Genomic DNA, 13,024 nt, shown 5'->3' on the forward strand with positions numbered 1-13,024 from the left:
GGGGCTCGCAATCGTCCGTTTCATCGGCAGTGTTTCGATCGGCGAATCGCCGACGGTGCCGATCGGCCGCGCACGCGTCGACACGAGACCGCGTGTCTCTCCGCATTCCGCTTTACTTTCGAAAATCAAAAGGCGATAACACTTCGCTTTCGAAGGCACAACCCGCTTGAAGGTGTAGCCCCTACCATCACATATGAGGACCAGACGGGCGCACCTCGAGATCACGGGGATGTCCTGTGCGACGTGTTCGGGAACCGTCGAGGACGCCGCGACCGATTTCGACGGCGTCGAGTCGGCGAGCGCGAACTACGCGACGGACGAGGGGACCGTCGCGTACGATCCCGACATGGTCTCGCTTTCCGAGATCTACGAGGCGATCGAGTCGGCCGGCTACGAGGCGGTTTCGGAGACGAAGACGATCGCCGTAATGGGCATGTCGTGTGCGACTTGTTCCAAGACCGTGAGCGAGGCGGTCGAGGACTTGCCCGGGGTGCTCCGGGCGGACGTGAACTTCGCCTCGGATGAGGCCCGAGTCGAGTACAATCCGAACGACGTCTCGCTCGCCGAGATCCGAGACGCGATCGAGTCGGCCGGCTACGATCCCGTCCGCGACGAGGTCGAGGAGACCCAGGGCGAGAGCCAGCGCGAGCGCGCCGTCGAGCGGGAACTGCGACGCCAGCGCCGACTGGTGATCGGCGGCGGCCTGCTGACGCTGCCGTTCGTGCCGATCATGCTCGCGATGGTCGGCCTCGTTTCGCTGCCGACGACGATCGCGGGGATCGATCTCGACTGGCTCGGGTTCGTCGTCGCGACGATTCTGATGGGGACGCTCGGCAGGGAGTTCCTCGTCGGCGCCTGGCGAGCGTTCTCGCACAACCGCCGGGCGAACATGGACACGCTCGTCGCGATGGGCTCCTCGACGGGCTACGTCTACAGCGCGGCGGTGCTGTTCGGCCTCATCGGCGGATCGGGGACGTACTTCGAGGCCGTCGCGTTCATCCTGTGGTTTATCACCCTCGGCAACTGGCTCGAGGTCCGATCGAAGGCTCGTGCGGGCGACGCGCTGCGCGAGTTGCTGGAGATGGAGGCCGACGAGGCCACCGTGGTCGTGGACGGTGAGGCGAAGCAGGTCCCCCTCGAAGACGTCGATCCGGGCGACGTGATGAAGGTTCGCCCGGGCGAGAAGATCCCGACCGACGGCGTCGTAGTGGAAGGTCAGAGCGCGGTCGACGAGTCCATGCTCACCGGCGAGTCCGTCCCCGTCGAGAAGAGCGAGGGCGACGACGTCGTCGGCTCGACGATCAATGAGAACGGCGTGCTCCTCGTCGAGGCGACGCGGGTCGGCTCCGAGACGGCGATTCAGCAGATCGTCGATCGGGTCAAGGAGGCCCAGTCGCGCCAACCCGACATCCAGCGGCTGGTCGATCGGGTCAGCGCCTACTTCGTCCCGGCGGTGATCGCCAACGCCGTCTTCTGGGCGATCCTATGGTTCCTCGCCCCCGACGCGCTGTACGGCGTCTCGTCGGCGCTCGGCGCCTGGATTCCGCTGCTCGATCCCGTCGGCGGCGGTCCCGTCGCCGGCGGCGTGCCGGTCCTGGAGTTCTCCGTGATCGTACTCGCCTCCGCGGTGTTGATCGCCTGTCCCTGCGCGCTCGGATTGGCGACGCCGGCCGCGACGATGGTCGGGTCGACGCTCGCGGCGACCAACGGCGTCCTGTTCAAGGGCGGCGACGTGCTCGAACAGGTCCGCGGCGTCGACACCGTCGTTTTCGACAAGACGGGAACGCTCACCCGCGGCGAGATGACGCTGACCAACGTCGTGCCGATCGAGTCGGCCGCGGTTCCCGACGGTGGTGAAGCGGCGCCCGACGGCGGAGAGGCGAGTGAAGCGAGGCGATCCTCGTCGGAGCTCCGTTCCGACGGCGGGCTGATGGCCGGCCGGGAGGAATCGCTGGAGTCGTTCCTGCTCGGTGCCGCGGCGACCGCCGAATCCGGCTCCGAGCACCCGATCGCCCGTGCGATCGTCGACGGCGCCGAAGACCGCGGCGTTTCCGTCGGCGACCACGGGGAGTTCGAGAACGTCCCCGGCCGCGGAATCCGCGCGGAGACCGATCGCGGCACCGTTCTGATCGGGCGCCAGAAACTCCTGGAGGACGAGGGGATCGACACCGGACCCGCGGCGGAGGTCCTGTCGCGCCTCGAACGCGAGGGGAAGACGGCGATGCCGGTCGCGGTCGACGGCGCGCTCGTCGGCGCGCTCGCCGTGGCCGACGAGGTCCGCGAGAGCGCGACGGAGACCGTCGCGGCGCTCCGAGCGCGCGGTACCGAGGTCGTGATGCTCACCGGCGACAACGAACGGACGGCCCGCGCGGTCGCCGAAGAGGTCGGGATCGACCCCGAGAACGTCCGCGCGGAGGTCCTGCCGGAGGACAAGGCCGACCACGTCGACGTGCTGCAAGCGGACGGAGCCAGCGTCATGATGGTCGGCGACGGCGTCAACGATGCCCCCGCGCTGACGGCCGCCCAGATCGGCGTCGCGATCGGCTCCGGCACCGACGTCGCGATCGAGTCGGCGGACGTGACCCTGATGCGCGACGACCCCGCTGACGTGCTCAAGGCCGTCCGCATCTCGGAGGCGACGATCTCCAAAGTGCGCCAGAACCTCTTCTGGGCCTTCGTCTACAACGCGACGCTGCTCCCGATCGCCTCGCTCGGCCTCCTGAACCCCGCGCTCGCGGGCCTGGCGATGGCCACCTCCAGCGTGAGCGTGATGACCAACAGCCTCGCGTTCGCCGCGTACGACCCCCACGAGGACTATCGGCTGTGGATTATGCGGCCGATCGAATGGCTTCGAAAATAATCCGTAACTGACTACTACTGCAACGGAAACGACAGTTCTGAAAACACCACGAAAGCCCTGACCTTCTCGACCGGTTGCGACTCGTTGCGGTCGCCGCTTCACTGCAGTCCTTACGTCGTCTCACCGGATCGAGCGCGTCAGCCCCTTTCATCCCCACCCGTGTCGGCTGACCGGGAGGCCACCGCGGGTGGGAATGAAAGGGGCTTTCGTGGTGTTCTCAGCTGCCTCGCCGATCGTTGCTAGGGATCACTGACTAACGAGCGGTTCCTACAGTGCCTGATCGGGAAAGAGCAGTTCGGCGATCGCGATGGTCAGGTAGGCTTCGATAAACGCAGCGAGGACGAGCAACAGCCAGCCGAAGGCGACGAGGACGGCGGTCCGTCCCAGGTACGATTTCGTGAACAGGTCGTCCCGGCTCCCGGTGAACCGCTGGGCAGCGCGGTGGAGCAGACGGAATCCGACGCCGGCAGCGATGAACAGCGCGGGCAGTTCGAAGATCCCGTGGGGAACGATCAGCACGACGATCAACCCGAGTCCCGCCTCCGATCCGAGGGCGAACAGCAAGTTCCCGATGATGACGCCGTTGAACAGCATGATGAGCGCCGTCACGAGTCCGAACGTCAGGGCGCCGAGGATCACGGCCAGAAACGGCGGCGTGTTATTGGTGATGAAAAACGACGCCGACAGATCGATCTCGCCGGCGAGTTCCTCCTCGCTGAACTCCTCGCTCAGGAGGTCGAGGAACAGTTCGGTGAGGTCGACGCCCACGGCGACGAGGAGGGCGCCGACGATCGCGCCGAGTCCGAACAGACCGGCAGCGAAGCCGACGTACCGCCGGTGTTCGGCCCACGCCGCGGCCAGGGCGGCGACGAGGTCGATCGAACTCGCCCGGGAGACGGCGACGATCGCGCCGAACCCGGCCGCGAGGACGACCGCACCCGCGGCGGCGACGGCCGCGTCGTGGACGGCGTACGTGGCGACCCCCGTGAGCGCCGAAACGGCCGCGAGCGCGAGTGCGAGGCTGGTCCACCTGCCGATCGAATCCGGGTCGGGACCCGTCCGTTCCGCTCCCGTCCCGCCGCCGGAACCGTTCGGATCCGTCGGCGATCGATCGCGTCGTTCGGCCGCCCTCGCGGCCGTTTCGCGGCTGGTGTCGGGCCCGTCCTCGCCGCCGTTTCCGGCCTCGCTCATAGGTGTTCCTTTCTCGACGTGTCGCATAAACCCGCCGACTGGAGCCGTGGCCGCCGGCGGTCAACCGGTTCGATCGGCGGTTCGAAAACGGGCGCCGATTCGAGATCGGACGCGGCGATCGAGGAATCGACAGTATAAGTCGCTCCGGCGAGAATCCCCGGGCGATGACGACCCTTGCACTCACCGGGGGACGGGTACTGCGTCCCGACGCGACGGTGACGCGCGCCGACGTGCTGATCGACCAGGACGACGGGACGATCCGTGAGATCGGCGACGACCTCGCGGCGGACGCCGACGAGACGATCGACGCGACGGACGCGCTCGTTACGCCGGGATTCGTCAACGGACACTGTCACGTCGCGATGACGCTCCTGCGGGGCAACGCCGACGACAAGCCCCTCGACGCGTGGCTGCAGGAGGACATCTGGCCGGTCGAGGCCGAACTGACGGCCGACTCCGTCCGCGCCGGTACCGAACTCGGCGTCCTCGAGATGATCAAAGGGGGGGTCACGGCCTTCGCGGACATGTACTTCTTCGTCCCGACGATCGCCGACGTCGTCGCGGAGGCAGGCCTGCGCGCCCGGCTCGGCCACGGCGTGATCTCCGTCGCCAAGGACGAGGACGCGGCCCGCGAGGACGCCTGGGAGGGTCTCGACGTCGCCGAGGAGATCGACGGCATGGGTGATGGTCGGATCTCGTCGGCGTTCATGCCCCACTCGCTGACGACCGTCGACGAGCAGTACTTAGACGAGTTCGTGCCGGCAGCCCGGGATCTCGGCGTGCCGCTTCACTACCACGCGAACGAGACCCGCGATGAGGTGGCGCCGATCGTCGAGGAGCGCGGCGTGCGCCCGCTCGCCTACGCCGCGGAGAAGGGGATGCTCGAACCCGAGGACTTCATCGCGCACGGCGTCCACCTCGACGGGAGCGAGATCCAGCTGCTCGCGGAAGCCGGCACGAGCGTGATCCACTGCCCGGCGTCGAACATGAAGCTGGCCAGCGGAATGGCGCCCGTCCAGCGCATGCTCGATGCGGGCGTCACCGTCGGCCTCGGAACCGACGGCGCGGCCTCGAACAACGACCTCTCGATGCTCGACGAGGCCCGCGACGCGGCCATGCTCGGGAAGCTCGCCGCTGACGACGCCAGCGCGGTCCCCGCCGAAGCCGTCGTCGACATGCTCACCGGCGCGACCGCCGACGCGATCGGCCTCGAGACGGGACGCCTCGAACCGGGCGCGCCGGCCGACCTCGCGGTGATCGACCTCGAGAAACCGCATCTCACCCCAACTCACGACCTCGTGAGTCACCTCGCGTACGCCGCCGCCGCGGCCGACGTCCGCCACACGATCTGCGACGGACGCGTGCTCATGCGCGATCGGAAGGTGCTGACGCTGGACGAGGCGGCGGTCCGAGCGCGCGCGGAAGCGGAAGCGGCGGCGCTGCTCGAACGGGCCGAGAACTGATCGAGATCCGATAATCCCCGGATATCGAGGTCGAAAAATGAACGCTCTCTCGGGCCGATAAACGTTATAAACTATTTTCAGGCGTTTTCGGAACGTCCCGAACTACCGCGGGGGGTTATTCAGTGATCCTTGAATGTCTCGATCGGGATGAATAGAAACAGACTGCTCGTGGCGGCGTTGGCCGCCCTCATGACCCTGTCCGTGCTCGCCCCCGCGGGAGCGGTGGCAACACAGGAGGATGGCAGTGAAGACGATCTGACGATCTCCGTCGCACAGGACGACGGTATCGTCGTTACGGTCGAATCGAACGGGACCGCCGTCGCGAACGCGACGGTCGGCGTGTCGGTGGCCGACGAGAACGACACGTACGCGGGGACGGGAACGTACACGACCGACGAGAACGGCACCGTCACCCTCGACGCCCCGACGGGCAACGAGAGCGTCGAGGTTTCGATCGAGGCGTCGGCCGACGGCGCGTCGGCGGAGACGACGGTGACGCTCGACCCCGTCGAGGAGGACGGACCGGAGAACTTCGGGGACCTCCTCAACGAGTTCAAGGAGAACGAGTTGACCGACGGCGAGCCGCAGGGACTCCAGATCGCATCATTCGTCGTACAGTACAACCCGGGCAACGCGCCCGATCACGCCGGCCCGCCGGCCCACGCCGGTCCACCAGGTGAAGATAACGAGAAGGACAACCAGGGCCCGCCGGAACACGCCAAGGGTCCGTCCGACGATGAGAGCGACGAGGCCGACGAGGGCGAAGAAGTCGACGCCGAGAGCGAAGACGATGAAGACGGCGAAGACGACAGCAAGGGTAACGGAAACGGTAAGAAGAACGGTCACGGCAAACGGTAACTGACCGCCGAACGCCGATACCTGCCGAGGCGATCGACGGGCCCCGACCGACGACTCGCACGCGAGTCGCGATGTCAGAGGCACGTTCTCGTCGCCGGAGCCCGTGATCGATCGGCCGCTCGCGGCGCGCGGGCGCAGCCGATCGAATATGAAGCGCTCGAAACCACCGGATTGACCCGCCTGAGGGAGGGTCGTATGGATCTGTTCGAATGCGCGCCCCCAGAGGGGTGCGTCGCACCCGATCGATTCTCCACGCCGACGTCGTCAGCTGACGCTGGTTCGGTAGCGTTTTGCCTCCGGTCGCACTCTGTCGACACATGAGCGAGTACCCCCCGATCAGCGAGCAACTCGACGCAGTCGAGTCCGCTCGGGAAGAGGGCCGCCGAAAGATGGACTGGGCAGCCCAACACATGCCCATCCTCGAGCGCGTCCGCGAGGAGTTCGTCGCGGATCGCCCCTTCGAGGGCGAACGCATCGCGATGGCGATGCACGTCGAAGCCAAGACCGCCATGCTCGTCGAGACGCTCGCGGAGGGCGGCGCCGAGGTCGCGGTGACCGGCTGCAATCCGTTATCGACTCACGACGACGTCTCGGCCGCGCTCGACGTCCACGAGAACATCACCAGCTACGCCAAACGCGGCGTCGACGACGAGGAGTACTACGCCGCGATCGAGGCCGTCATCGCCCACGAGCCGACGATCACCGTCGACGACGGGATGGACCTCGTCGCGGCGATTCACGAGGATCACCCCGAGCTGATCGACGACATCGTCGGCGGCTGCGAGGAGACCACCACGGGCGTCCACCGCCTGCGCGCGATGGACGACGACGGCGCCCTCGAGTACCCCGTCTTCGCGGTCAACGACACGCCGATGAAGCGCCTGTTCGACAACGTTCACGGCACCGGCGAGTCCTCGCTGGCGTCGATCGCGATGACCACGAACCTCTCGTGGGCCGGCAAGAACGTCGTCGTCGCGGGCTACGGCTACTGCGGCAAGGGCGTCGCGAAGAAGGCTGCGGGCCAAAACGCGAACGTCATCGTCACCGAGGTCGAGCCCCGTCGCGCGCTCGAGGCCCACATGGAGGGTTACGACGTGATGCCGATGGCCGAGGCCGCCGAAGTCGGCGACGTCTTCCTCACGACGACGGGCAACCGCGACGTCGTCGTCGAGGAGCACTTCGAGAAGATGAAAGACGGCGTCCTGCTGGCGAACGCCGGCCACTTCGACATCGAGGTCGACCTCGACGCGCTCTCCGATCTCGCCGTCGACACTTACGAGGCACGGGAGGGCGTACGGGCCTACGAACTCGACGACGGTCGCCGGCTGAACGTGATCGCCGAGGGCCGGCTCGTCAATCTCGCCGCGCCGATCTCGCTCGGCCACCCGGTCGAAGTCATGGACCAGAGCTTCGGCGTCCAGGCCGTCTGCGTCCGCGAGATGCTCGAAAACAGCGACGAGTACGACGCGGGCGTCCACGACGTGCCGGACGAACTGGACAGGGAGATCGCCGAGATCAAACTGGCGGCCGAGGGCGTCGAATTCGATGCGCTGACCGACACCCAGCGCGACTACATGGACTCCTGGGACCACGGAACGTAATCGCGACTCGATCGAGATCAAGCGATCGAGAAGCACGCGGCAGAATCGCGACGTCTGGATCGGCGGCGAATCGGACGCGGATTCCTCGCTACGGCCGAACCTCGATCGTCACGTCGGACTGGATCCAGGCGTGTTCGTTCTTGGGATCGACGATCATGCCGACGCGCGTCGATCCGACGTCGTACTCCTCGTAGACTTCCCTGATGAGCCCGCCGCGCGACCCCCCGTAGATCGACGTCGATCGGTGATCCCCCTCGCGCATCGTCAGTCGTAGACCCTGCCGTCGACCGCGACCGTTCCCTCACCGCTGACGGTGACCGTGTGACCCAGATACTCGAAGCGCACCGAAACCGACTCCTTGCCCGTGCACAGCCGATCGAGGGCGGTCGGATCGATCGCGCTGTACAGCGGCGGGTGTAGATCGAGCGCGTCGGTTCCGCTGGCGTCGGCGACGGCTTCGATCACTCGCACGCTTACCTGGTCGGTTCCCGTTGCGAGAGTGCTGCGATTCATTGTCAGCCATCACGGTTCGATCGGGTATCGGCGTATCCATTATCTGTATAGTGACGCCCGCTGTTTGGGGGATATATGTATAGTGTCTCATCACGTAGGTGGCGGTGATCCTAATGAGCGTTCGGGGAGAATCCACCGGTAGAGCGCGAAACACGACGGCAGGTGTTGATCGGAAACCGCGGTGGCCGGCCCTCGGGTTCGGCGTGATCGCGGTCGTCGTCCTCGTCCTCGCCGTCCGGGCGATCGGCGTCGACGGCACCCACCTGGCCCGCCCACCGAGCGGACTCGCGCCGATCGGCGTCCTCGGTCTCGTCGCGTGGGACGGTCAGAAAGACGCGATTAGTCGGCTGGCGACGTCGGTCGAACGGCTCGCCGCGGGCGAAGACGACGTCGACCTGCCGAGGGACCGCCGCGACGAGATCGGGCACCTCTCGCAGGCGGTCGACGAACTGGCGGAAACGCTGGCCGACAGCGAACGGCGACTCGAGGCCGAGCGCCACCGCGCCGACGCCGTTCTCGACGCGGTCGACGACGTCGTTCTCGTCGTCGGCGAGGACGGCGCGCTTCGTCGCTGGAACGAATGCCTCTGCGAGGTGACCGGCCACGCCGACGCCGAACTCGAGTCGATGCGGGCGATCGATCTCGTCGCCGAGGCCGACCGGAAGCAGATCGAGACTGCGATCGACGACGGATTCGAGACGGGACCGACCCGCGTCGACGCGGCCCTCGAGACAACGACGGGGACGGCCGGTTCCCGCGAGTTCGTCGTTCGGCCGACCGCCGATCTCGACGGGCGGCCGACCGCGGTGATCACCGGTCGAGACGTCGCCGAGCGCGCGGATACCGACCGACGGCCCCACGATCGCGAGCGGCACGCGGCGTACACGGACGACATTCTCGACGCGGTCGACGACATCTTCTACGTTCTCGACGACGACGGGTATCCCAGACGCTGGAACGAGCGCCTCCGCGAGGTGACCGGTTACGCCGACGCCGAGATCGAGTCGATGCACGCGACCGAGTTCTTCGCCTCCGAGGATCGCGAGGCGGTCGCCGAGGCCATCGAGACGGTGGTAGCGGGAGGGAACGATCGCGTGGTGGTGTCGTACCTGACCGCCGACGGGAAGGCGATCCCGTACGAGTTCACCGCGTCCCGGATCGAGGATCCGGACGGGAATCCGGTGATCGCCGGGATCGGCCGCGACGTCTCGGACCGCGTGGAGAAAGAACGGAAGCTCCGGAAGCGCGAGCGCCAGCTCTCGACGCTCATGAGCAACATCCCCGGCATGGTCTACCGCTGCCAGAACGAGCCCGACTGGCCGTTCGAGTTCGTCAGCAAGGGCTGTACGGAACTCGTCGGATACGAGCCGGAGGCGCTGGTCGACGGCGACGTGAACTGGGCGACGGACGTCCTGGACGAGCGTGGCGAGGATCTCTGGGAGACTGTCCAGCGGGCCGTCGCGGAGCGGGAGCCGTTCCGGGCGACGTATCCGATCGAGACCGCCGACGGCGAGCGGCGGTGGGTGAGCGAACACGGTCGCGGCGTGTTCGCCGAGGACGGCACCCTCGACTGTCTGGAGGGCGTCATGATCGACATTACCGATCGGATCGAGAGCGAGCGCGAACTCGAGCGGACGCGACAGCTGCTCACCCAGGCCCAGCGCCTGACGAACGTCGGCGCCTGGGAACTCGACCTCACCGCCGAGCCCCCCGAACTGGAGTGGTCCGACGGCGTCGCCCGGATCCACGGCGTGGCGACCGACGTCGAGATCGATCCGGCGGACGCGATCGCGTTCTACCCGCGCCAGGACCGCGATCGGGTCGAGGACGCCCTCGATCACGCCATCGAAACCGGCGAGAGCTACGATCTCGAACTACAAATCGAACGGAGCGACGGCGAACGGCGGTGGGTGCGGACGATCGGCGATCCGGTCGCGAAAGCCGGCGAGATCGTCGCGGTCCGCGGCTCGATCCAGGACATCACCGACCACAAGGAGCGCGAACGCGAACTCGAGCGGTACGAAACGATCATCCAGGCTCTCGGCGATCCGGTCTACACCCTGGACGAGGAGGGCTACTTTCGGTTCGTCAGCGACGCGATCGAACCGTTGACGGGGTACGAGCCGTCGGAACTCGCCGGCGAACACGTCTCGACGTTCATGACCGAGCGCGATCTCGAGGACGCCCGGGAGCTGGTTCGAGACCTGCTCCGGACCGACTCCGCCTACGCGACGCTCGAGATGGCGCTTCCGACGGATGACGGCGACGTGATCGAGGCCGAAAACCACATCGCGCTGTTGCCGACGGACGACGGCTCGTTCGCGGGTACCGCCGGCGTCGTCCGCGACATCACCGACCGAAACAAGCGCGAGCGCGAACTCGAGCGGACGACGGATCTGCTCGAGCGCATCGAACGGATCGCGTCGGTCGGCGGCTGGGAGATGGACGTCCGCGCCGAACCGCGAACGGAAACCTGGACCGAGGAGCTCTACCGGCTGCACGACGTGCCCACGCACGTGAGCCCCGACCTCGAGCTGGCGATCGGCGGCTACCACCCGGACGATCGAGAGGCGGTCCGCGAACGGATCGAGGCCGCGGTCGAGGCCGAGACGGGGTACGATTTGGAAGCTCGCCTGCAAACCGATGCGGGCGAAAGCAGGTGGGTGCGAGCGATCGGTGAACCCATCTACGACGCGGACGGCGACCTCGTCACCTACCGGGGATCGGTACAGGACATCTCACACCGAAAACGGCGGGAACTCGCCCTCGAGTCCCTCCACGACACCGCTCGCGGCCTGTTGCAGGCCGACTCCGCGACCGGGGTCGCCGACCTCGTCGTCGAGACGGCCGCGGAGGTGCTCGACGTGGACGGCGTCGGCGTCTACCTCCTCGACGACGACTCGAACGCGCTCGAGCCGGCCGCCGTCACCGAGGGGTTCGTCGACCGCTGTAACGGGACGCCGGCGATCCCGATCGGCGCCGACGACTCCGTCCTCTGGCACACGTTCGTGACGGGAACGCAGATGGTCTTCGGCGACGGCGCCGCCATCGAACACTCCCTGTTGTTCGACACCGGCGTCGACGGCGGGCTGTTGGTCCCGATCGGCGACCACGGCGTCTTCGTCTTCCTCGCGCCGCCGCCGACGATCGACGAGGAGACGCGGCGGCTGATCGAGACGCTCGTCGCGACGACCGAGGCCGCGTTCGATCGCCTCGAGAGCGAGGCGAGCCTGCGCGAACGCGATGCGGAGCTCGAGGCGCAGAACCGGCGGCTCAAACGCCAGATCGGGATCACCGAGATCATCCGATCGATCGATCAATCGCTGGTCCGGGCGACGAGCCGGGAGGAGATCGAACGGACGGTCTGCGAGCGGCTGGCCGACACCGACGACATCGCGTTCGCGTGGATCGGCAGGATGGATACCACCGAAGCCGGCGTCGAACCCCGCGAGTGGGCCGGAGCGGCCGGCTCGTACCTCGATACCGCCTCGCTGCTGAGCGACGAACGGGCGCCGGAGCCCGCGGTGACGACCGCGCTCACCGAGACCTCGACGGTCGTCTCGAACGTCGTCACCGGCCTGCAGACCGAGCCGTGGCGAAAGACCGCGCTCGCCAACGACTTCGCGTCCTGTCTCAGCGTTCCCCTCTCGTTCGACGAGTACTCCTACGGCGTCCTCTCGGTGTACGCCGTCGAACCGGACACCTTCGGCGAGCTCGAACGGGCGGTGTTCGAGGAACTCGGCGAGAACATCGCGAACTCCATCAACGCCGTCCAGACGCGACAGGCGCTGCACGCGGACGCGCTCCTCGAACTCACGCTCGAGTTCGACGAGTCGGAGACGTTCCTCGCGCGACTCGCCCGGGAGACGGGAGCGACCGTCGAGTACGAGGGCGTCGCGACCCGCTCGGCCGACAAGACGCGCCTATTTGTAACGACTGCCGGCGCCGCGCCCGAGGTCGTCGAATCGGTCTTCGACGACCTCGTCTCCGTGGTCGATTTCCGACTCGTCTCCGAGGGGGACGATCGCTGTCTCTTCGAGGCAACGGTCACCGGACCGTCGCTCGTCTCCCGGCTCCTGCGCCACGGCGCGGGCCTGCGATCGGTCCGCGCCACCGGGACGACGATCGAAGCGGTCGTCGACGTGCCGCCGACGACGAACGTCCGAGAGTTCGTCGAGATGCTCGCCGAGTGGTACTCGAGCGTCACCCTCGCCGGCCGACAGAACGTCGAGCGGACGATGCACACGCGGGAAGAACTGGTTTCGTCGCTGTTCGAGTCGTTGACCGATCGCCAACTCGAGGTGCTCCGGACGGCCTACTTCGCCGGCTTTTTCGAGTGGCCGCGCACGTCGACCGGCGAGGAGGTCGCCGCGATGCTCGGCGTCTCCCAGCCCACGGTCAACCGACACCTCCGGGTCGGTCAGCAACGCCTCCTGACGCAACTGTTCGGCAGCGAGGGCCACACGCTCGTCGGCGCCGAGACCTAGTCCCGGACGTCGGCGATCGCGGAGAGGAACGCACAAGGAGCCGGTGCCCGT

At 67.3% G+C, this 13,024-nt stretch carries 8 protein-coding genes; 5 read left to right on the plus strand and 3 right to left on the minus strand.

Annotation, left to right across the window (positions count from 1 at the left end):
* The first annotated feature begins 193 nt into the window (after positions 1-193).
* Positions 194-2,860: a heavy metal translocating P-type ATPase gene (locus tag MUH00_RS06725; RefSeq protein ID WP_247003268.1), complete on the plus strand. Its 2,667-nt coding sequence runs from the start codon at positions 194-196 to the stop codon at positions 2,858-2,860.
* Between the two features lie 267 nt (positions 2,861-3,127).
* Here MUH00_RS06725 and MUH00_RS06730 read toward each other — a convergent pair whose 3' ends face one another.
* On the minus strand, positions 3,128-4,051 hold the full coding sequence (locus MUH00_RS06730; protein ID WP_247003270.1) for a stage II sporulation protein M: 924 nt from the start codon (positions 4,049-4,051) through the stop codon (positions 3,128-3,130).
* 164 nt (positions 4,052-4,215) lie between these two features.
* On the opposite strand from MUH00_RS06730, the gene MUH00_RS06735 reads away from it, so the two are divergent.
* The 3 genes from MUH00_RS06735 (at position 4,216) to MUH00_RS06745 (ending at position 7,973) form a co-directional block, all read left to right on the plus strand.
* Positions 4,216-5,514: an amidohydrolase gene (locus tag MUH00_RS06735; protein WP_247003272.1), complete on the plus strand. Its 1,299-nt coding sequence runs from the start codon at positions 4,216-4,218 to the stop codon at positions 5,512-5,514.
* Between the two features lie 147 nt (positions 5,515-5,661).
* A complete protein-coding gene (locus MUH00_RS06740; RefSeq protein ID WP_247003274.1) occupies positions 5,662-6,372 on the plus strand; it encodes a hypothetical protein in 711 nt (236 codons plus the stop codon).
* 317 nt (positions 6,373-6,689) lie between these two features.
* On the plus strand, positions 6,690-7,973 hold the full coding sequence (locus MUH00_RS06745; RefSeq protein WP_247003276.1) for an adenosylhomocysteinase: 1,284 nt from the start codon (positions 6,690-6,692) through the stop codon (positions 7,971-7,973).
* An 88-nt stretch (positions 7,974-8,061) separates the two neighbouring features.
* On the opposite strand, the gene MUH00_RS06750 is transcribed toward MUH00_RS06745, so the two are convergent.
* Together MUH00_RS06750 and MUH00_RS06755 are read right to left on the minus strand one after the other, a co-directional pair.
* The gene (locus MUH00_RS06750) at positions 8,062-8,235 is read right to left on the minus strand and encodes a hypothetical protein (RefSeq protein WP_247003278.1); all 174 of its coding nucleotides are present in this window, start codon (positions 8,233-8,235) and stop codon (positions 8,062-8,064) included.
* Between the two features lie 2 nt (positions 8,236-8,237).
* Positions 8,238-8,486: a HalOD1 output domain-containing protein gene (locus tag MUH00_RS06755; RefSeq protein ID WP_247003280.1), complete on the minus strand. Its 249-nt coding sequence runs from the start codon at positions 8,484-8,486 to the stop codon at positions 8,238-8,240.
* A gap of 113 nt (positions 8,487-8,599) precedes the next feature.
* On the opposite strand from MUH00_RS06755, the gene MUH00_RS06760 reads away from it, so the two are divergent.
* A complete protein-coding gene (locus tag MUH00_RS06760) occupies positions 8,600-12,973 on the plus strand; it encodes a PAS domain S-box protein (RefSeq protein WP_247003281.1) in 4,374 nt (1,457 codons plus the stop codon).
* Positions 12,974-13,024: the final 51 nt, after the last annotated feature.

The sequence above is a fragment of the Halosolutus gelatinilyticus genome (genome assembly GCF_023028105.1).
Taxonomy (GTDB): domain Archaea; phylum Halobacteriota; class Halobacteria; order Halobacteriales; family Natrialbaceae; genus Halosolutus; species Halosolutus gelatinilyticus.